This is a genomic window from Vibrio harveyi (assembly GCF_030060435.1).
Taxonomy (GTDB): Bacteria; Pseudomonadota; Gammaproteobacteria; order Enterobacterales; family Vibrionaceae; genus Vibrio; species Vibrio harveyi.
The window spans coordinates 1,295,467-1,316,798 of the sequence record NZ_CP125876.1 but is presented as its reverse complement, the minus strand read 5'-3'; the positions used below and the strand labels follow the sequence as shown (position 1 = coordinate 1,316,798).

Annotated in this window: 16 protein-coding genes; 9 read left to right on the top strand and 7 right to left on the bottom strand. The window is 44.8% G+C overall.

What is annotated here, in order from left to right; translation table 11 throughout:
- Nucleotides 1-7 precede the first annotated feature (7 nt).
- The 6 genes from moeB to QMY49_RS22445 all read left to right on the top strand — a co-directional run bounded on the left by moeB (nt 8) and on the right by QMY49_RS22445 (nt 7,116).
- Nucleotides 8-757, top strand: coding sequence for a molybdopterin-synthase adenylyltransferase MoeB (gene moeB, locus QMY49_RS22470; protein WP_283314460.1), 750 nt, complete (start codon nt 8-10; stop codon nt 755-757).
- A 173-nt stretch (nt 758-930) separates the two neighbouring features.
- Complete coding sequence (locus QMY49_RS22465) at nt 931-3,036, top strand: LruC domain-containing protein (protein WP_283314458.1); 2,106 nt, start codon at nt 931-933, stop codon at nt 3,034-3,036.
- A 12-nt stretch (nt 3,037-3,048) separates the two neighbouring features.
- Nucleotides 3,049-3,495: a hypothetical protein gene (locus QMY49_RS22460; protein WP_283314457.1), complete on the top strand. Its 447-nt coding sequence runs from the start codon at nt 3,049-3,051 to the stop codon at nt 3,493-3,495.
- A gap of 123 nt (nt 3,496-3,618) precedes the next feature.
- A complete protein-coding gene (locus QMY49_RS22455; RefSeq protein WP_017818646.1) occupies nt 3,619-3,918 on the top strand; it encodes a hypothetical protein in 300 nt (99 codons plus the stop codon).
- 54 nt (nt 3,919-3,972) lie between these two features.
- A complete protein-coding gene (locus QMY49_RS22450) occupies nt 3,973-4,803 on the top strand; it encodes a sulfurtransferase (RefSeq protein ID WP_005452368.1) in 831 nt (276 codons plus the stop codon).
- 21 nt (nt 4,804-4,824) lie between these two features.
- Entirely contained in the window at nt 4,825-7,116 is a 2,292-nt protein-coding gene (locus QMY49_RS22445) for a bifunctional diguanylate cyclase/phosphodiesterase (protein ID WP_005452370.1), read from the top strand.
- A 41-nt stretch (nt 7,117-7,157) separates the two neighbouring features.
- Here the strand turns inward: QMY49_RS22445 and QMY49_RS22440 are convergent, their stop codons facing one another.
- Nucleotides 7,158-8,453: a glycoside hydrolase family 18 protein gene (locus QMY49_RS22440; RefSeq protein ID WP_283314452.1), complete on the bottom strand. Its 1,296-nt coding sequence runs from the start codon at nt 8,451-8,453 to the stop codon at nt 7,158-7,160.
- A 126-nt stretch (nt 8,454-8,579) separates the two neighbouring features.
- On the bottom strand, nt 8,580-9,581 hold the full coding sequence (locus tag QMY49_RS22435; RefSeq protein WP_005452372.1) for a sugar-binding transcriptional regulator: 1,002 nt from the start codon (nt 9,579-9,581) through the stop codon (nt 8,580-8,582).
- 465 nt (nt 9,582-10,046) lie between these two features.
- Between QMY49_RS22435 and tal the strand changes: the two genes are divergently transcribed.
- Nucleotides 10,047-10,997 carry a transaldolase gene (gene tal / locus QMY49_RS22430; protein WP_005425862.1) on the top strand — a complete coding sequence of 317 codons (951 nt, stop codon included), beginning with the start codon at nt 10,047-10,049 and terminating at the stop codon, nt 10,995-10,997.
- A 125-nt stretch (nt 10,998-11,122) separates the two neighbouring features.
- On the top strand, nt 11,123-13,129 hold the full coding sequence (tkt, locus tag QMY49_RS22425) for a transketolase (RefSeq protein WP_069217659.1): 2,007 nt from the start codon (nt 11,123-11,125) through the stop codon (nt 13,127-13,129).
- Nucleotides 13,130-13,245: 116 nt separating this feature from the next.
- On the opposite strand, the gene QMY49_RS22420 is transcribed toward tkt, so the two are convergent.
- The 3 genes from QMY49_RS22420 to aroG form a co-directional block, all read right to left on the bottom strand.
- Nucleotides 13,246-14,808, bottom strand: coding sequence for a methyl-accepting chemotaxis protein (locus QMY49_RS22420; RefSeq protein ID WP_009696364.1), 1,563 nt, complete (start codon nt 14,806-14,808; stop codon nt 13,246-13,248).
- 221 nt (nt 14,809-15,029) lie between these two features.
- Nucleotides 15,030-16,202, bottom strand: a complete 1,173-nt coding sequence (locus tag QMY49_RS22415; RefSeq protein ID WP_283314446.1) for an MFS transporter — start codon at nt 16,200-16,202, stop codon at nt 15,030-15,032.
- Nucleotides 16,203-16,370: 168 nt separating this feature from the next.
- The gene (gene aroG, locus QMY49_RS22410; protein ID WP_283314443.1) at nt 16,371-17,423 is read right to left on the bottom strand and encodes a 3-deoxy-7-phosphoheptulonate synthase AroG; all 1,053 of its coding nucleotides are present in this window, start codon (nt 17,421-17,423) and stop codon (nt 16,371-16,373) included.
- A gap of 476 nt (nt 17,424-17,899) precedes the next feature.
- On the opposite strand from aroG, the gene QMY49_RS22405 reads away from it, so the two are divergent.
- Nucleotides 17,900-18,883, top strand: coding sequence for an OmpA family protein (locus QMY49_RS22405; protein WP_005452383.1), 984 nt, complete (start codon nt 17,900-17,902; stop codon nt 18,881-18,883).
- 522 nt (nt 18,884-19,405) lie between these two features.
- Here QMY49_RS22405 and cyoE read toward each other — a convergent pair.
- Both cyoE and QMY49_RS22395 read right to left on the bottom strand, forming a co-directional pair.
- On the bottom strand, nt 19,406-20,314 hold the full coding sequence (gene cyoE / locus QMY49_RS22400) for a heme o synthase (protein ID WP_069217661.1): 909 nt from the start codon (nt 20,312-20,314) through the stop codon (nt 19,406-19,408).
- Nucleotides 20,307-21,326 (bottom strand): COX15/CtaA family protein, encoded by a 1,020-nt coding sequence (locus QMY49_RS22395; RefSeq protein ID WP_283314436.1) that lies wholly within the window; start codon nt 21,324-21,326, stop codon nt 20,307-20,309. The genes cyoE and QMY49_RS22395 overlap by 8 nt, the downstream gene beginning before the upstream one ends.
- Between the last annotated feature and the right edge of the window lie 6 nt (nt 21,327-21,332).

The window sequence follows — 21,332 nt, the reverse complement described above, 5'->3', positions numbered from 1 at the left end:
AGTCGTTGTGGATATTCTTTCCGATCAGGAAATGTTGCGTTACAACCGCCAAATCATTCTTCGTCAATTTGACTTTGATGGGCAAGAAGCACTTAAGCAAGCATCGGTATTGATGCTTGGTGCTGGCGGTTTAGGCTGCGCCTCAAGCCAATACTTAGCGACTGCCGGTGTAGGTAAAATCACATTGATTGATGATGATATCGTTGAGCTATCTAACCTACAGCGTCAAGTGCTGCACCACGATGCAGATATTGGTCGTAAGAAGGTCGCGTCAGCGGCTGAGGCACTAAGGGAGCTAAACCCACATATTGCCGTGGACACCATTGCAAAACGCCTTGGTGATACTGAGCTCAAAGAACTCATCGAACAACACACTATCGTTGTAGATGCATCAGATAACGTAGATACACGCAACCAACTCAACCGCTTGTGTTTTGAAACAAAAACACCATTGGTTTCGGGTGCCGCAATTCGCATGGAAGGGCAAGTAAGCGTGTTCACTTACGATGATCCTACTCAACCATGTTACCAGTGCTTAAGCGCCCTCTTCGGCAGTGGCACGTTAAGCTGTGTTGAAGCCGGTGTAATGGCACCTGTCGTCGGTATTGTCGGTGCAGTCCAAGCAATGGAAGCCATCAAGGTGATTGCTAACTACGGGCAGCCAAAGAAAGGAAAAATTCTTATTTTGGATGCGCTAAACATGTCTTGGCGAGAAATGAATCTGATGAAAATGCCAACCTGTCCGGTTTGTAGTTAGCTCTCTACTCAATCATTCCCAAAAAGCCCAACTCAATGTTGGGCTTTTTTTCATTTTGACAATCAGAATTAAAACCTGCCTATCTAATAATCATAATTCATTAAAAATCATAACCTTAAAATATGGCACATTCCTTTCATTGCATATATCACGAACCAATGAGAGGGCGAATTATGAAAAGGACATCACTGTTACTTGGGACTTTAATGGCAAGTGCGTATGCTCAAGCCACGCCGTTCGACACCTGCCCAAGCAAAGCATACCTATTTCAATCAACCCCAGTTCAAATCTATGGCGTCAATTTGGTTACAGGTTCTACTACTCTTTTAGAGGACGACACGGGTTTAGCTTCGGGTATTAACGGCGTGGGCTTTGACTTCACTGACCGTTACATTTATGGCTACGACACTACGAACAAAAAGATAGTTCGATTAGGGAAAGACTTTCAAGCAGAAACACTGAACGTTTCCGGTCTACCTACCGATCACACCTTCTTTGTGGGTGACGTCTACAATCACGTTTACTATTTGTACCGTAAAGGGAAAGGTCTATTCTCCATTGACCTCTCCCCACTAGACTCGGATCCAAACGCAACATTAAACATCGTAAAGATTAGCTCGACGGCGACTGTCAACCTTACCGACTTTGCGTTCCATCCCGGTGACGGTTCTCTTTATGGTATCGACAACAACTCTGGTGTCCTATACCAGTTCAATCCATCAAATGGCAATGCAACTGCAATCGGTGATACTGGCGAGACAGGCACATTCGGCGCTGGTTATTTCGATGTAAACGGCAACTATTATGTATCACGTAACCAAGACGGTAAGATCTATCGTATCAACTTGTCTTCAGAAAACGCCGCTAACATTTCAGCAGGGATTGTTCCGGCAGTTGAGTTTGTCTCAAACGGACCAAGCTCAAGTCAGAATGATGGTGCACGTTGTGCAAATGCACCTGTTATTGATGAAGACGATCCTATCGATTTTGGTGATGCACCCGATAGTTACAGTACAACTCTAGCTTCTAACGGACCTCGTCACGAAGTCGACGACGTCACTTGGCTCGGTTCTGTCGCCCCAGATGGTGACGCTGACGGTCAAGCAAATGATAACTCCGTGGGCACAGCAGATGAGGATGGTGTTGGTTTTGTATCCGCGCTTGATCCTGGCTTAAGCTCCATTGTGAATGTCACCGCCTCCACTTCTGGTTATCTGTCTGCGTGGTTTGACTGGAACCGCGATGGTGACTTTGATGATGAAGGCGAACAGGTCTTTACCGATGAACTGCTTTCAGCCGGAAATAATCCACTGCCATTCGTTGTTTCTACTGCGGCAACAGAAGGTTCGAGTTGGAGTCGATTCCGCTTCAGCCAACAAACTGGGTTGAATTACGACGGTGGTTCGACATCTGGTGAGGTCGAAGATTACCCTATTGCGATCACGGGAAACGGGTATTCTGTTGAATACTTCCCAAGTGCAGAAAGCTTCGCCACCGTTGCTTATGAAGATAACTGGCCTTACACTGCAGACTACGACATGAATGACGTTGTCGTGACCTTCCAAATCACGGAAACCAGCTTAGATGGTCATGTAGAGAACATCCAAATCACTGGTGACTTGGCTGCGTACGGTGCAGACTACAAAAATGGGTTCGCCATCCGCTTACCGGGCATCTCGAGAAGCGCGATTGAAAATGGTCTCACAACACTCTCTTTTAATGGCATTGAGCAGGCGTCCAACGGGCTAGAAAGCATTTCTGACGAAGCAATATTCATCATTAATGAAGACTTGAGCCAACATGCCTCGAGCGGTTGTAACTTCTTTAGAACAGAAGCTGGGTGCGACGACAGCGTGTCTCTCACCTTTACTCTAAACGTCTACTTTACTGAAGGCTCTGACCGTTCATCCATACAAGCGATGCCTTACGACCCGTTCATCTTCGCGACTCCAGGAACTTACCATGGTGACGGCATTACTTTCCAACCAGGACGTAAGTGGGAAGTTCACTTAGCCGACCAAGCGCCAACAGAGCAATTTGATGACCAAAACCTCTTCGGTGTTGGTGTGGACGCAAGTAACCCTTCACAAGGTGTGTACTTTAAAACTGCGAACAACCTACCTTGGGCACTATTAATCGTTGAGGATTGGGATTGGCCACTCGAACGTATCGATATGGTTGAGGCTTATCCTCAGTTCAAAACATGGGCTGAATCTGCTGGCGAGTTAGGTACAGATTGGCATACCGCTCCAACACCAAACAAGTGCTACATTCCATAGGGAGAGAACATTATGAGAACTTTAATTACAATCATCATGGGATTAGCTTTAACAGCATGTGGCGGCGGCGGTAGTGGTGAAGGCGGTACGAGTGCGCCCCCTCCACCGACACAGACTGCAGTGCCAGATGAAGATCCTACAATGCAAGATCTTGAAGTGCCCGATGGCTTTAACTACAACCCTGTAGTACAAGGCTCATTAAATGTGGATATCAGCGGTTTCTCTTCACAGCGTGCACACCTAAGCGTTTACAAAGATTTCAAAGAGAGTGGTTCTGGGAAATATGACGCAAAATACCCGAGCAAAGTGGTCTCTGTACCTCTGAATAACGGAACCGCAAACTTTGACTTCAACGTGTCAGACAGCCAAGGGAATCTTCTAGTAGAAATCTGGTTTTATGATGGCTCGGACCCAATACAGAAAGTGATTTCTTCAGGTGATAGCAGTTGGATTCTTTAGCCAAAACAAACCGAAAACGTGAAGACAGAAAACAACTCACACTTAAAAATCGCATCGTTCTTTTGAACATGCGATTTTTTTGTTGTAAAACAGTAAGATTATTAATGCGGCGGGAAAAATACGTTGGACAACCCCAAAACCTACATCTTGGCTTTTGTTAGTGCCATTGCTCTGTTGTGTTTGGCTCTATGGCTAACGTCCTCAGAAGAAAAACAGTTAATTACAGCGGAAGTAATATCGAACACCTTAACGCAATCACTGGACGGTCAAAGACGTTACTTAACAGTAGAATCAGACGTTTTGGGGCTCAAACGAGTCGCAGTACCCACAAATGTTCAGTGTTCAGAAGGTGCCATCGTCACATTTAGCCAAGCGACTGATTCTCTCTTCGAGCAACCGCTCACGTTTATAAACTGCGAATGAGCTTAAGCTGTTCACGCCAAAACATTCCATACTACTGTGAGGAAACTAAAGACGATGCAAGCACTGATCACAACAGATGAACTCAAAGAGCTCATCAGCCAACCCAATGTCAAACTCCTAGACGCCAGCATTGCTTTTCAAATCCCATCAGAAGGCAAAAAGATCAAAGATAAATGGATACCTAACACTTTGCGCTTTGATTACGACAATGACTTTTGCCTACCTAACTCCAACCTGCCTCACATGATGCCAACAGAGCAAGGCTTTAATAGCAGCGCTCAACGACTTGGGTTAAATAACGAAGATGTGATTGTGGTGTATGACAATTCCGGCACTCTTGCCGCACCAAGAGCTTGGTGGATGTTCAGAGCGATGGGTCATCACAACGTATGCATTCTAAATGGGGGGCTTCCGGCTTGGGTTGAAGCAGGATTACCTATTGTCGATACCTTGTCTCAACCAACAGAGATTGGCAACTTCACAGGTAAACTAAACCCAGATGCATTCTTAAGCGCGCATACCGTGTTAACCCATTCTAATAACTGTAGTGCAAATATTGTCGATGCTAGAGCTAAAGCCCGCTTCCTAGGTGAAGTTCCTGAGCCAAGAGAAGGGTTACGCAGTGGACACATTCCTAATTCAGTTTGCTTGCCGTTTCAAGAACTCTTAACGGACGGTCACATTAAGCCAAATTCCGAGTTGCAACAGATATTTAGCCGATTAACATTAGACAGTGATAGTTCAATCATTTTTAGCTGTGGTTCCGGTGTGACCGCGTGCATTTTGTTGCTCGCTGCCTATCAAATTGGTCTGCAGAATTTATCAGTCTATGACGGCTCTTGGACTGAGTGGGGTGCCGATGAAACCCTACCAATCGAGCATTAATATCAGGAGCAGTAATACGATATGATCGGCTTAAAGAAGAACATTTGGACGCTATATCTGACACTTTTTACCATCAGTGTCGGTTTGTTCTCTCTGTTTGGTCATTATCATTATCAATCCATACTCGATAAATACAAAGACAAGCAGCTCTTGCAATTAGAGCTGTTTGCTTCATCTGTACAGTCACTATTTAAAGGACAAGAAACCTTACTGGAAGTTGTCGGTCACCAATTGATTGAACAGAACGACTTTACTCGAACCGCCTCATTGCAAATGCGACCTCTTCTGGATGAGCTGATGGATATCCACCCAGCGATCGCCGCATTTGGTCTTACAAACCCACAAGGCGATTATTTAGCGATAAGCTCGAATCTGGACCTACAAAAACTGCGTAACTTGAAGCAAGATCCTCAAACAAGAGGAACGTTTGAAGCCGCACTACAGTCTGATCACATGGTGGTTGGTAGAACTTACTTTATGCCTGCGCTCGACTCTCTTGTTATCCCCATTCGAAAAGCTATTCGAGATAAAAATGGTAAGGTTCTCGCGGTGATGACGGCGGGTTTCAACATGAACTCCTCTTTGGTTTTTCGAAGCGACGTTCACGCAAATGAACACAATCGAGTGTCATTAAATCGTGAAGATGGTTATCTAACCTTTACTTCGGCTGAACAAGCAAACCTCAACAGTTACAGCCATCCTGCTGACGGGCATACCAAGGCTATCGTTTTCGAACAGATCGAAAACAAGTATGGATGGAGCCGAGATACAGTCAGAACACTTGCAAGCGCAGTAAACATTGTTGCTGATGACCCAAGAATTAATCAACTGGTCACATTGAAATACCTACCAGATTATAAACTTTGGGCATCGTCTTCGACGGATCTTCGGTATATCCAGAGCGGTTTTTTCGATCAGTTCGCACTATACTCGCTCGTGTTCCTATTTATTCAAGGTGGGTTCTATGCGCTGGTTCGTTCCATTGCGAATAATGAATTAGGTACCCGACGAAAGCTCTTATATCAAGCACATCATGACCACCTCACGCTACTCCCAAATCGAGAATATCTGCGTGCACATATTGGACACTGGGTGAATGGCTCAGCCACGCCATTTAGCCTGATGTTTATCGACATCGATAACTTTAAATCCGTGAATGACACCCATGGTCACGAATTTGGGGATGAGGTATTAAAGCTGATCGCACAACGCTTAAAGACCTTTGGTTGTGATGGTCGTCTGATCGTTCGAGAAGCAAGTGACGAGTTTATACTGCTTGTTAACCAAACCGACGAAGGTACGGTGAGAGCGTTGGCAAAAGAGCTGATCAATTACCTATCCGAACCCTACTTAGTTCAAGAAAACCAATTTCTGTTGAGTTGCAGCGTCGGTATTGCTCTTTACCCTTCTCACGGTCAAAACTTAGATGCCTTGCTTCGTTCTGCAGATATCGCTATGTATCAAGCAAAAAAAGAGCGCAATGCATACAGTATTTTTGACCAACAAATGCAGGCAAAACACCTTCACAAGATGAAGATGGAACAACGTTTAAGGCTAGCGATAGAACGACAAAATCTATTCTTAGTTTATCAACCGCAATTGAACGTTAATGGCAAAATTTATGGTGTTGAAGCCTTGGTGCGTTGGCAAGATGAAGAGCTTGGGTTCGTCCCACCCAATGAGTTTATCCCAGTAGCGGAAAGTTCAGGTCTGATGGTGAGATTGGGGGAGTTGATTATCGAGAAAAGCTTGATCGACATGGCTCGCCTTACGGAAATGGCAGCGCAGCCAATTCAGATGTCGATTAATATCTCGGTAAAACAGTTTATTCAAATAAACTTCATTGACGACTTAGTGGCGTTAATAGACAAATACAAAGTCGATCAACACCGCATCACGCTTGAAATCACTGAGAACTTATTCATTGAAGACCTCGATAAGTTCGCACCTATTTGTGAGCGCTTGCATGCGCTCGGTTTTAAAATCTCTCTCGACGATTTCGGTACCGGGTACTCTTCCCTCTCGATGCTAAGAGCACTTCCGATTGATGAAGTCAAAATTGACAAGAGCTTTATTGATAATATCGAAGATGATGAAAAAGCACTTAACATGGTGCAAAACATCATTGCGATTGGTAAGAACTTTGGCATGAAAGTTCTCGCGGAAGGCGTAGAGACTCGTCAGCAACGTGATCAGTTAGCCGCGTGTGGCTGTGACTTGATTCAAGGATATTTCTACTCTAAGCCATTACCTTTCAAACAATTAATCGAATTCTCTGAGCAAAACCAAAATGAAAAAGCCGTCGCAGAATAACGACGGCTTTAAGAACAAACAATAATGTGACGTTTTACAGATTAATTCTGCATTTCCTTATACATCACTTCAACAAGCTCGCCTTTCGGATCACCTGATAGCTCCCACGTAAAGATGCCACCAAGATTCGTTTGCTTTGCCCAATCCGCTTTGGCTTTGATAGAGCGTTGGTCTTCGAATGAAATGAACACTTTTTTCTCAGGGTTCCATAAATAAGGGGCTTGAGATTGTTCATCGTACTTATATTCGTAACCTTGTTTTGCGCTGTAGTTCTTCATAAGGTCCCAAAACATGAAGTAGCCATTCTCACCAGTACCAAACTGCGCGCCTTTCTCTGACAATAAATCTTGAGTTGGTAAACCACCGGAGAAATCTTTGGTTCCTTGCCAACCGCGACCATAAAACGCGGCACCAATCACCAACTTCTCACTAGGAATACCCAGCTCAATCATTTGATTAATGAACACGTCAGCGCCCATGCCCCACCAACTGCGGTCAGTGGCATGCAAGTTTGTTGTGTGCCCTGTTTGTTGTCCCCAACCACCAAGGAAGTCATACGTCATGGCAAACATATTGGTTAAGTAGGGCTGCGCCGCTTTCCAATCAATGCCCGCGGCTTTTGGACCAACACCCACTGCTGTTGAAAGCTCGTACTCGCGCTTGGTCTTTTTCGCTAACGCGTCTAAATCACCACGCATAGTCTTAACTAGGTAAGTGAAGGCGTCACGCTCTTGTGCTTTTTGCTCATCCGTCAGCTTGGTATCTGGGTTCCAAGGAGACGTAGTCAAGCCGCCACCTCCTGGATACTCCCAATCCAAGTCAACACCATCAAAGAAATCGTATTGAGCAACCAGCTCGACTGCTGTTTTAGAGAACTGATCCATCGCTTGCTGGTTTTTTGCCATCGCGTGGAAAGGTTCAGACATGGTCCAACCGCCAAAAGAAGGGAGAATTTTCAGATCAGGGTAATGCTTCTTAAGTTCGGCTAATTGAGCGAAGTGCCCTTTATATGGAACGCCGACAGAGACCGGACCAAAGTCTTTTTCAAGTGCCGCCTCGGTATCAACCAGAATCGCGGTATACGGCTCTTTACCTTCACACTGTTTTGCGACCAGTTTTTGTACGGTTTCTGAGGCACCAGTGTGAGGGCCACACATGCTCAAAAACGCGTAGATAATATGAGTCAGGTTATCAGCCGGAATATCTTTAACCGTATAAGGGTTGTCTGCGTTTGCATACTGCCAGTCAGCAAAATAGCCTGCGACGACTTTTTGCTCGGCGTGCGCTATGCCCGTTAACCCCGTAAACAAAGCAGCTGCGAGAAGTGTCTTTTTCATCGTTTCCTCCAGAGTAATTAACTACAAATTACTCCTGAGGATTATTTTTAACTTGGAAACGAAATCAGGTTGCGAGTCATTTATAAATCCTCATCACCTGATTACATAGTTTGCATATTATTTGTGCTAAACCTCTGATGCACTGTTGCCGTGCATCTGCTCATCCAAGTTAAGAACCGTCAGTGCGTTACTTACGCTGGTTGCAATCACATCAATGGCTCCGGTTCTTAACGCTCCAAGTAGCGCCAATGGCTTACTGTTTTCAGCTGCAATCGCAATCACTTCTGCAATAGGTCTAAATTCTTCAATACCCAAGCCTATGACGCGGTCACTCATCACCGTATTTGCTACGTTGCCGTGAATGTCAAAGAAGTCATAACCGGCAAAGTCCCCTACGACACCTTGCATCAAGCGAGATTGAACCACTTCATCTGGTGTGAACCAACCAAGGTCAACCATGTAGCTGTTTTCACTCATGTCACCGATACCAACAAGAGCTACATCCGCTTTGCGCGCCAAGTCCAAAGTTTGCTTAACCGTGGCATTTTGCATAAAGGCGACCTTCTGCTCGCGGTTTTCAGCATAGGCAGGCGCGTATAGGGTTTCCGATGTGCCGCCGTATTTCTTGGCAAATTGTCGGCATATATGGTCGGCGTTGAACATACCGCCACGAGGGTGAATCCCGCCGATACCGCACACAAACTTACAATCGCGCGGCGTAATAACACCAATGTGGTGAGCCACAGAAGATACGTTACGCCCTTGCCCTACCGTCACCACCATGCCGTTCTTAAGAGTACTCGTCAGGTAATTAGAGACTAAACCAGAAACTTGCAGGCGTTGTGCTTCTTCATTAGGTTGGTCCAAAGCAACCAGCGCTCGCTTCACACCAAAGCGCTCGATGAGGCGCTGCTCTATCTTGGCACTGAACACAGGGTGATATTTTACGGTAATCTCAACAATGCCTTCGTCACGAGCCTGTTTCAGCATTCGCCCAACTTTGGCACGTGATATGGAAAATTTTTTCGATATCTCTTCTTGTGTCGCACCATCTTGATAATAAGCAACGGAGATCTCCGTCAACAAGTCTGTACTTTCAATAGAAATATCTTGGTTAGAACTGCTCATGATTTTTCTCGCCCTTTTAGAGGATCGACATTGTATGCATTAGTGAGCATCTGCTCATTGACTTAGCATATATTACCTACCAATTTTACTGCGACATTTGCTCACTGCAATGACATTTTCTCACTATGTCATTTTATTAATCTTACTGCTGCTCAAGCCTTGAACAATAAGGGCAAACGTTTATTTGGGTCACGCTCTGAACACACAGCAAAAAAACGTTGATGAACTTCACTTAAAGTCGGTTTCGACGATTGACTTTCAGCATGGATAGGATAAATATGGATTCATCATTTACTCAGCTACCGATCAAATGTTCAAAGCAAATGTTCGGTACCGAAATTTTCCGTAGTTGGCTGAGCAGATGTCTCGTTAATTATGATGAGACGATTAGCCGACACGCTTGCAAATGCACAAGCTGTGGTACTCAAAACCACACTTAAGCCCATTTATATAGGATGATCGATTATGAGCAACAAGTTAGAGCAACTTCGTAAACTAACAACTGTAGTAGCGGACACTGGTGAAATTGACGCAATCAAAAAGTACCAGCCTGAAGATGCAACAACGAACCCATCTCTTATCCTAAAAGCGGCTCAAATCGAAGAGTACGCACCTCTAATCGACGCTTCTATCGAATACGCAAAAGCACAAAGCAACGACAAAGCACAACAAGTACAAGACACTTGTGACATGCTTGCAGTAAACATCGGTAAAGAGATCCTAAAAACTATTCCTGGTCGTATCTCTACAGAAGTAGATGCTCGTCTTTCTTACGACACAGAAGGCAGTGTTGCTAAAGCGCGTCAACTTGTAAAAATGTACAACGACGCAGGCATCACTAACGACCGTATCCTAATCAAACTGGCTTCTACTTGGGAAGGTATTCGCGCTGCAGAGATCCTTGAAAAAGAAGGCATCAACTGTAACCTAACGCTTCTATTCTCTTTCGCACAAGCTCGTGCATGTGCTGAAGCAGGTGTATTCCTAATCTCGCCATTCGTTGGTCGCATCATGGACTGGTACAAAGCGAAAGAAGGTCGTGACTTCGAAGCTTCAGAAGATCCAGGTGTAATCTCAGTAACAGACATCTACAACTACTACAAAGACTACGGTTACAACACAGTTGTTATGGGCGCAAGCTTCCGTAACATCGGCGAGATCCTAGAACTTGCTGGCTGTGACCGTCTAACTATCGCTCCTGCTCTTCTTGCTGAGCTAGAAGCTGCTGAAGGCGAAGTTGTAGAGAAACTGGTTGATTCTAAAGGTTCTAAAGAGCGTCCAGCTCCAATGTCTCACGCTGAGTTCCTATGGGAGCACAACCTAGACGCAATGGCTGTTGAGAAAGTAGCTGAAGGTATCCGTAACTTCGCGGTTGACCAAGGCAAACTAGAAGACATGATCGCAGCTAAGCTTTAATTGCTTACCAAAAGCGAGTAGCCAGCCTACTCGCTTTTAGCATCAGCGCTTTATTCAAAAAATTCTATTTGAACTTGTTCCGACGAGTTCCCTCTATTTAAATCAAATATCGAGAAGTAACTACTATGGATCGCTCTCTTCTAACACGAAAGTATCTAGCTAATGCAATCCGTGCACTAAGCATGGACGGTGTTCAACAAGCTAACTCTGGCCACCCAGGCGCACCTATGGGTATGGCTGACATCGCTGAAGTTCTTTGGCGCTCTCACCTAAACCACAACCCATCAAACCCAGAGTGGGCTGACCGTGACCGTTTCGTACTGTCTAACGGTCACGGCTCTATGCTTATCTATTCTCTACTGCACCTTGCAGGCTACGAGCTATCTATCGACGATCTTAAGAACTTCCGTCAGCTTCACTCTAAGACTCCTGGTCACCCAGAGTACGGCTACGCACCTGGTATCGAGACTACAACGGGTCCTCTAGGTCAAGGCATCACTAACGCTGTTGGTATGGCAATGGCTGAGAAAGCACTAGCGGCTCAGTTCAACAAAGAAGGCCACGACATCGTTGACCACTTCACTTACGTGTTTATGGGCGACGGCTGTCTGATGGAAGGTATCTCGCACGAGGCTTGTTCTCTTGCTGGTACGCTAGGTCTTGGCAAACTGATCGCATTCTGGGATGACAACGGCATCTCTATCGACGGTCACGTTGAAGGTTGGTTCTCTGACGACACGCCTAAGCGTTTTGAATCTTACGGCTGGCACGTAATCCCTGCTGTAGATGGTCACGACTCTGAAGCGATCAACGCAGCAATCGAAGCGGCAAAAGCAGATCCACGCCCTACACTTATCTGTACTAAAACTATCATCGGTTTTGGTTCACCAAACAAATCTGGTTCACACGACTGTCACGGTGCACCACTAGGTGCTGAAGAAATTGCAGCGACACGTAAAGAACTAGGTTGGGAGCACGGTCCTTTTGAAATTCCGCAGGAAGTCTACGCAGAATGGTCAGCGAAAGAAGCAGGCGCAGCTAAGGAAGCAGCGTGGGACGAGAAATTTGCAGCTTATGAAGCAGCGTACCCTGAGCTGGCAGCTGAATTCAAACGCCGCGTAAACGGTGATCTACCGGCTGAATGGGAAGCAAAAGCAAACCAAATCATTGCAGACCTTCAAGCAAACCCTGCGAACATCGCATCACGTAAAGCATCTCAAAACGCACTAGAAGCGTTTGGTCAAATGCTTCCAGAATTCATGGGCGGCTCTGCTGACCTAGCACCTTCTAACCTAACTATGTGGTCTGGTTCTAAGTCTCTAGAAGCGAACGACTTCTCTGGTAACTACATCCACTACGGTGTACGTGAATTCGGTATGACAGCGATCATGAACGGTATCGCACTACACGGCGGTTTTGTTCCTTACGGTGCAACATTCCTAATGTTCATGGAATACGCTCGTAACGCTATGCGTATGGCTGCTCTGATGAAAGTTCAGAACATCCAAGTTTACACGCACGACTCTATCGGTCTTGGCGAAGATGGTCCAACTCACCAACCAGTTGAGCAAATCGCGTCTCTACGTCTGACTCCAAACATGAGCACATGGCGTCCATGTGACCAAGTTGAGTCTGCAGTAGCATGGAAACTGGCGATTGAACGTAAAGATGCACCATCTGCACTTATCTTCTCTCGTCAAAACCTAGCACAACAAGAGCGTACGGCTGAGCAAGTAGCGGACATCGCGAAAGGTGCTTACATCCTGAAAGACAGTGATGGCAAGCCTGAGCTAATCCTAATTGCAACTGGTTCTGAAGTTGAACTAGCAGTGAAAGCGGCTGAGCAACTAACCGCTGAAGGTAAGAAAGTGCGCGTTGTTTCAATGCCATCAACAGATGCATTCGACAAGCAAGACGCAGCTTACCGTGAATCAGTACTGCCATCAGACGTAACTGCACGTATCGCTGTAGAAGCTGGCATTGCAGACTTCTGGTACAAGTACGTTGGTTTCGACGGTCGTATCATCGGTATGACAACATTCGGTGAATCTGCACCGGCTGACCAACTGTTCGAAATGTTTGGTTTCACTGTAGAAAACGTAGTGAACACAGCAAAAGAACTGCTAGCTTAATCGCTTAGTATTATCAGTTTTCTCTATTGCGAATTTGAAAACTGAAAAGCCCCGCTTCGGCGGGGCTTTATTTTATCTAATCATTTTTCAACAACGATTCAGCTAACTGGTTGGAATCACTTCTCTTCAAACTGAATAGCTAGTCGATAGAAATCTTGGACTTGCTCTTTCAACTGCTTACTGTTTTGCTCTACAGAATGTGTTGCCGCTAAGTTCTGCTCTGCTGTCGAAGCAATAGAATGAATGTGCTGATTTACGTCGCTAGAAAGCTGCAACTGCTTATTAGCAGAGTCCGCGACATTCACCATCAAACCACTCATGGTTTGCATCATCTGCTCGACTTCAGATAATCGCAATGCACTTTGCTCTGCGACATTTGAACAAGTGTCCGTTTGTTCTTTGTTGGCAATAATGTCTTTCTGCCAACCTTGAATCGTTGTAAGCATGGTTTCAATGGATGCTTTAATTTGCTCAGTCGCATTCGAAGTACGCCCTGAGAGCGCTCTTACTTCATCAGCAACAACAGCAAAACCACGACCTTGTTCACCCGCTCGCGCAGCTTCAATTGCAGCATTAAGTGCTAGCAGATTAGTTTGGTCGGCAATCCCGCCAATCTCTTCCATTAATTGGCTTACCTTTTGCGCTTGATCGCTCAATTGATAAGTCGTTTCTGTCGCTTTCTCAGCTTGTAAGCTAAGTTGCGCTAAGTTGGTATGAGTTTGGTCGATGGTCTCTTTCGCCATCAGACATGACTGCAACGTATCGTCTATCAGTAGATGCGCGTCGTTAGTGCTGGATGAAACTGAATTTGCAGACGCTTCCATCGACTCTGTCGCATCGCGAACTTGCCGAATGTCTATATTCTGCTGAGTTAGCGCTGATGAAACTTCTGCCGTCGTGCTGCTAAGCTCTTCCGCGCAACTTTGTAAAGGCAGAGCTGAGTCCGTCATACGTCCTAACACGGTGCGAATACGGGCAGAGAGCATCTTGATATGGAAATCTGCAATCGAGAATGGTTTATTTCCGGAATACACCAGACGACTTACACTGTCGTACTGCGCTTGTAACCTTTTAAATTGCAGAGGCGTATCAACAAGTTCCTGGCGGAAGAGAACAGCTAAAACACCTGCCGGTAACAATGTCGTTAACCAAGCAAGAGGACCTTCAAGTGACAGAGCCAAGCTCGTTACTGGTGCTACTAACGCACCAAGAAGAATTGCATAGCGTAAGGTGTCATTTAACTTCAACGCCCACGCTCGACCGGATTTCTCTGCTTTTAGAAGCCCTTGGTACGCTTTAGAAGCGATATCCACCCACTCTCGCTTGGGCTTAACACGAACCGATTGATAACCCACAACTTGATGGCCTTCATAAATTGGGGTTACGTAAGCATCGACCCAATAGTAACCACCCGACTTCGTACTGTTTTTTACAATTCCGCGCCACGCTTTACCTTGTTTTAGGCGAGCCCACATATCACCAAAAGCGGCTTTGGGCATATCTCCGTGGCGAACGATATTGTGGTTTTGTCCGAGCAGTTCATCGTGACTGTATTCAGCAATTCTGCAAAACGCATCATTGCAATAAGTGATAACACCTTTGAGATCGGTGGTGGAGACCAGTTCGTCAGAATCTCCTACGAGGTTTTCTTGAGCTTTATTGGAAGTTGAGGCTGACATAGATGAGACTTCTATAGTTTTTATTAAATTGCGACAGGATATATACACGATTGTTATATTTATTACAAAATGCTAGAGAAAAAATCTTACCAATGCGACATTTAAAGCCCAAAAAACTCACTTAGATAACAATAATTAATCAATAATGTTACGGGTTGTGAGCTGATAGACAAAAAAGACCCAGCCTTAATAGCTGGGTCTTATAAAATTTTGAACTCAGTTTATGCAATTTGAGATTCAGAATTATTATTCGTTTTAACAATAAAGATTGCCATCACCAATAAGACAAAAGGTAAGACGTACAAATTCAAATTTTGCCACCCTACTGTCGACTCCAACCAACCAGACAAAAGTGCAGTAATGGTGACGCAACTAAATACGAAGAACTCGTTGAACGCCTGCGCTTTGCTTTTATTTTTCACTTCATAGCTCTGACTAAACAAACTGGTTGCGGCAATGAACATAAAATTCCATCCAACACCAAGTAAGATCAACGCCGTACTGAAGTGCCAAATAGATAACCCATGCATGTTAATTGCTATGCACGCGATGAACAGCACACCACCAGCTAAAATCATTTTCTTTGCACCGAATAGTTCAATTAACCGACCAGTAAAAAAAGCAGGCACAAACATGCCCAATACATGCCATTCAATAACCCCAGCAGCTCTTGTGAAATCAAACCCACAGCCAATCATGGCTAACGGTGTCGCTGTCATTAGTATATTCATCACGGCATAGGCAACCATCGCTGCTAACACCGCAATCATAAAGTTAGGACGATAAATAATGTCCTTGAGAGAGTCTGGTTTTGCATAGCAATTTTGCGTATTCGCCGCTGGAAATCGTATCGTCTGTAGTAAAACTAATGACGTTATATATAAAACAATGAGTACAGCAAAAGCACTAATATAAAGTCCATCTGTCGACCACTTTTGCGAATAGATAGCGAGGTTTGGTCCCAAAACGGCAGCTAGCACCCCACCCGCCATAGAAATAGAGATCGCTCGATGCCTTGCTGATTCATCACACACTTCTATCGCAGCAAATCGATATAAAGTACCAAAACCAATCCCTACCCCTAGCAAAAAGGTGGAAGCACAAAACAAAGTAAAGTTTTGCAGAGATAGCGCATAGGTTGCCAACGACGCTCCAGCTATACCTATGATGTTACCTAAGCTAAAACCCAGACGGCGTCCCAGCTTTCCCATAATTAAGGACGCCGGGATCGTCGCAGACATTAATCCGAGAAACTGCAACGCTACTGGCAAAGTGATCATGCTTGAAGAAGGCGCAATTTGTTTACCGATAAGCGCAATGACAGAAATCAGAAGTATGTTCCCCGTCATCAATAAGGCTTGGCAAAGTGATAATAGCCAGACGTTTCTATTCATCTCATTCCTTGAGTGTTTTTTAATCTACCCAGACACCTTAACGGATTTAGGGCTAAAACACATGGGTTATGTGCGACAGGTTAAGCCATGAAATAGCTAACTACTCTCTACTTAAACTAAAAAAGCCAGCGAGAAGCTGGCTTTTTGTGAGTGTTATTCTCTCAGTTTTTATTTGGCACGACGCGCTTTTACTGCGTCGGATAGCTGACGTAGAACTGTTTCTGTATCTTCCCAGCCGATACATGCATCAGTAATCGATTGACCGTAAGTTGAAACTTTACCATCAACCAAGTCTTGACGACCTTCAACAAGATGCGACTCAATCATCACACCGAAAATAGCATCTTCACCGCCAGAAATTTGCTCTGACACATCATCAGAAACTAACATTTGGCGTTTAAATTGCTTAGAGCTGTTCGCGTGGCTGAAGTCGATCATCACTTTCTTAGGTAGACCGGCAGCATCCAGCTCATCCTTAATTTGGTCTACATGATATGCGCTATAGTTTGGCTCCTTACCACCACGCAGAATAATGTGGCAATCAGGGTTACCTGCCGTTTCAACGATAGCTGAATGACCGTACTTAGTGACTGACAAGAAATGGTGAGATGCGCTTGCCGAACGGATTGCATCACTTGCGATCTTGATGTTGCCATCTGTACCGTTTTTAAAGCCAACAGGGCAAGACAGACCAGACGCAAGCTCACGGTGAACCTGAGACTCTGTTGTACGAGCACCAATCGCCCCCCAACTGATCAGGTCGGCAACGTATTGCGGCGTGATCATATCTAGAAACTCGCTTGCCGTTGGAAGCCCCATATCAGTTAGATCAAGCAGAAGCTTACGTCCAATGCGAAGGCCGTCGTTAAGTTTGTAAGTATCGTTTAGGTATGGGTCATTAATCAGACCTTTCCAACCTACCGTAGTACGTGGTTTTTCAAAGTAAACGCGCATCACAACTTCTAGTTGCTCACCGAGTTCATCACGAAGTACTTTCAGTTTTTTACCGTACTCTACCGCCGCCTCTGGGTCATGAATAGAACATGGACCAACAATCACTAGTAGGCGATCGTCTTTACCTTCAAGAATATTGTGGATGGCGTTACGACATTCAAAAGTAGTTGTGGAAGCAGTTTCGGTCGCCGGAAATTTTTCAAGCACTGCAACAGGTGGCAATAGCTCTTTTACTTTATTAATTCTTACATCATCAGTTTGAAACATTACTTCTACTTCCTAATTACTATCCAAGTCCCACTATTTTGCTCAAACTTTACTCACTGCAACATTGTTCACAAAGCAAGCAATAGTAAGGGCTGTGGGCTCATTTAATCGTGTCAATGCAAGTAACTTATCGACTTCGCCGACCGCTTGCAATCACTTTTTCTAAAAAAATGCAAATTAACTACTAATGTTCAAAACAAAACACAGCGTAAATTTTTATGTACACGGAAAGTTCAAAATTATCATATATTTTCCTGTAACTTTGAAAATCTTGTCTACAATGTAAGAAATATCAGAAGTTTGTGAGGTATTTGGCGACGAAAAGTGTAGCAAGATCTAAGATATTGTTGCTTGATGTTAATTTAAATGAATATTAAACTTATTTCCTATTAAACTAATTTCTTATAACTACCTAGTTTTACTCAAGTTGTAAAAACAAAGTAGAAACTAATATGCAATCAATACAAGGAAACATTATGAACAAAGTAGCAATTGCAGTAGCAGCAGTGGTAGCTGGTGGTTTAATTAACTCTGCTCAAGCTGAAATGTATATCGGGGGCAAAGTGGGCATGACTACGCTAGATGATGCTTGCTATTTAAACAGCCCTTGTGATGATGATGCTTTCGGTGCCGGAATGCACATCGGTTACGACTTTACCGATATCATTGGCCTTGAGTACGGTGTTGATTACTTAGGTGACTACGAAGCTAATTTCAAGTCAGGGGCTAATACAGTAAATACGATCGACGGTGATCTTTGGGCATTAACGCTTGCGCCTAAATTCAACTGGCATCTAAACGATACGTGGAATCTATTCGCGAAAATCGGTGGTGCTTACATGATTTCGGGTGACGAAAAAGATTTCGTTCCTACAGGCTCGCTTGGTGCTGAATACACTATCGATAGAAACTGGAGTGTTCGTGCTGAATACCAACGTTACCAAGATATCTCTGATGATGTCCTAGATGATATGGATGCAAACTTCTTTGGTATCGGTGTTAACTACAAGTTCGCAGCAGCACCTGTTGTTGCAGCAGTAGTAACAGAAGAAGTGGTTGCAGAGCCAGAACCAGTAATGATGACGAAGACGCACAAAGAAGAGTACGGTACAGGTACGTTTGAATTCGACAGTGCGAAGCTAACTGATTCAGTATCTGAGCGTCTAGACAACTTCGTAAACTTCTTGAACGAGTACCCACAAGCTCAAGTTGAAATCACTGGTTACACAGATAGCTCTGGTCCAGCAGCTTACAACCAAAAACTGTCTGAGCGTCGTGCTCAATCTGTTGCGGATTACCTAATCGCAGCAGGCATCGATGCAGACCGCTTCACAGTTACTGGTATGGGTGAAGAAAACCCAGTTGCAGACAACAGCACTCACGAAGGTCGCGAGAAGAACCGTCGTGTTGAAGTTGTTGTACCTGAGTTCCAATACGAAGAATTGGTACAACCAGAATAAGAGTTCCCGCTCTAATCTAGTCTAAGGGGTGCTTCGGCATCCCTTTTTGTTTGCTTCAGCTTTACCCTTCACTCTTTATCAAACTCATTCAGTTTCTCTGTTCGCCCTTCTCCATCCTATCTGGTTCCGACTCTTATACTAAAGGCGACCTGATGGTACGCTCGATTAGATATTTGATTTCAAGTTTGGTGAAAAGTAGCAGTTTTCTCAAAGACTCATAGTTCATCGCTCTTGGTTCCAAAACCAATATACCCAAGTGATTCCACGACGCCGAATTCAGAGCGTTGTCATCGCTCCCTTGATTACCGAAAGTAAGTAAGGAAAACAAGGTCGTGTCATAGCCAGTTCTTTCCATGTTGTTTGACACAGTAATCGGGTCAATCAAACGCTCCCGAAGGACGAGTTGACTGGGGTGTAAACATTATTGGGAACGACAGCAGCAGACCCTAGTATTGCGCCGTACAAACAAAAACTGCACCGGAGTTCGGTGCAGTTGTGAGCTTGCCCTTGTGTGGCTCTAGATCATAAAAACACACCAATATAGTGATCCACCAATAACGCAACAAACAGCGCCAATAAGTGATAGATGGAGAATTTAAACGTTTCCATTGCGCTATTTGATTCCGGTGAAAACTTTAACTTCCACGCGTGATACATAAAGCCAGCATTGAGGAGCAATGAAGAGAATAAATATACAGAGCCGACCATCCCCACCAGCACAGGCAAAATACAGACAAGCGTGAGTAGAATCGTATACAAAAGAATTGATGTCTTGGTGTACTCAATGCCATGAGTGACTGGAAGCATTGGGATATCCACTTTGCGATAGTCTTCGACACGGTGAATTGCGAGCGCCCAGAAATGTGGCGGCGTCCAAATAAAAATAATCATTACCAATAGCCAAGCATGCGCGTGTAACTCTCCAGTTACCGCCGTCCAACCGAGTAGTGGCGGCATTGCGCCTGCAATCCCTGCAATCACAATATTCTGCGGGGTTGCTCGCTTAAGATACATGGTATAAACCACCGCATAACCTAACAAGCTTAAGAAGGTCATCCATGCCGTCAGTGGGTTGACCAATGCATGAAGCAACACAAACCCAATTCCCCCCAGAGCAGTAGCAAAAATCGCAACAGACAAAGGGTTAGTATCACCTGAAGGCAAAGGTCGCTTGTGCGTGCGAGCCATTCGCGCATCAATACGACGATCAATCAGATGATTAAACGCTGCAGCAGAGCCTGCCATTAGGCCGATACCAGTAAGACCAATGGCAGCTTGTAACCAAGGAAAGTCAGCAACCGGAGCTAAGCTCATCCCAACAATAGCCGTAATTAACATAAGAGCGACGACTTTTGGCTTTGTTAGTTTTAAATAGGTTGACCCAATCTTTCTCTTACCACTTTCTAGAGGTAGCGCGATCTCTTTACTCATAGCGAACTCCTTTCGCTTGATGACCCCAACGAGCTTTACCCTGCCATAGGTAGAACTGACTAACGCAAATAAGTGTAAGCATAATGGCAGCGCCGAGGTTGTGTGCCACCGCAACATAAATAGGGAGCTGGAACACAACGTTACTCACGCCCAATAAGATCTGACACACCAAGGTGAATCCAATCCAGATACCGAGGCGTTGGGAATGATGTGAATCTTGTTTTAATAGTAAGATGCAGTAAATCAACACCACGCATGCGGTAATAATGGCACCAATACGGTGGCTAACATGAATAGTCATTCTGGCAGGGTAATCTAGGACACCGAACTCATAGTTATCAAAACCTGTCTGCCAAAACGAAAATGCCTCTTTCCAAGACAAATAGCTTGTCCAGTTACCTTCACATATTGGCAAAGTGGTACACATTAATGCGGCATAATTTGATGATGTCCATCCGCCAAGCAACACTTGCAACAACACCACACCAAAAGCCATCAAAGAGAACGTTCTCACGCTCTTGGAAGAAGGAGAAAAGTAGAGGCTGTTTTTAGATTGTAATTGGCAGTAGAACAGCGCTTGAAGTGCAAGCAGCGTAAAGCCGCCAAGTAGATGAAGCATAACTATCACTGGCATCAGCTTTAACGTTACCGTCCACATTCCTAATGCCGCTTGGCACAAAACAAGAACGCAAAGCAAAACCGGAATTGTCGGATCAACTCGCTCTGCTCTCACCGCCATGATTGCCATCATCAGAATGACTAAGCCTAAAGTTCCAGCGAAGTAACGATGAATCATCTCTAACCACGCTTTTCCTTGCTCCACTGCTCGCTCCGGAAACAGAGCATTTGCCTTAGTAACTTCAGCTTCAGTTTGGGGTACAAATAACTGACCATAGCAACCAGGCCAATCTGGACATCCCAACCCCGCATCAGCCAAGCGTGTATATGCTCCCAACATAATGACTACAAGAGTAAGACACAGGCTGAACTTAACCAAACGACTTAACGTCATATTGCA

Coding starts and splice junctions, on each gene's coding strand:
- QMY49_RS22465 (WP_283314458.1), top strand. CDS start 931: ATGAAAAGGACATCACTGTTACTTGGGACTTTAATGGCAAGTGCGTAT.
- QMY49_RS22460 (WP_283314457.1), top strand. CDS start 3,049: ATGAGAACTTTAATTACAATCATCATGGGATTAGCTTTAACAGCATGT.
- QMY49_RS22450 (WP_005452368.1), top strand. CDS start 3,973: ATGCAAGCACTGATCACAACAGATGAACTCAAAGAGCTCATCAGCCAA.
- QMY49_RS22445 (WP_005452370.1), top strand. CDS start 4,825: ATGATCGGCTTAAAGAAGAACATTTGGACGCTATATCTGACACTTTTT.
- QMY49_RS22440 (WP_283314452.1), bottom strand. CDS start 8,453: ATGAAAAAGACACTTCTCGCAGCTGCTTTGTTTACGGGGTTAACGGGC.
- QMY49_RS22435 (WP_005452372.1), bottom strand. CDS start 9,581: ATGAGCAGTTCTAACCAAGATATTTCTATTGAAAGTACAGACTTGTTG.
- tal (WP_005425862.1), top strand. CDS start 10,047: ATGAGCAACAAGTTAGAGCAACTTCGTAAACTAACAACTGTAGTAGCG.
- tkt (WP_069217659.1), top strand. CDS start 11,123: ATGGATCGCTCTCTTCTAACACGAAAGTATCTAGCTAATGCAATCCGT.
- QMY49_RS22420 (WP_009696364.1), bottom strand. CDS start 14,808: ATGTCAGCCTCAACTTCCAATAAAGCTCAAGAAAACCTCGTAGGAGAT.
- QMY49_RS22415 (WP_283314446.1), bottom strand. CDS start 16,202: ATGAATAGAAACGTCTGGCTATTATCACTTTGCCAAGCCTTATTGATG.
- aroG (WP_283314443.1), bottom strand. CDS start 17,423: ATGTTTCAAACTGATGATGTAAGAATTAATAAAGTAAAAGAGCTATTG.
- QMY49_RS22405 (WP_005452383.1), top strand. CDS start 17,900: ATGAACAAAGTAGCAATTGCAGTAGCAGCAGTGGTAGCTGGTGGTTTA.
- cyoE (WP_069217661.1), bottom strand. CDS start 20,314: ATGAGTAAAGAGATCGCGCTACCTCTAGAAAGTGGTAAGAGAAAGATT.
- QMY49_RS22395 (WP_283314436.1), bottom strand. CDS start 21,326: ATGACGTTAAGTCGTTTGGTTAAGTTCAGCCTGTGTCTTACTCTTGTA.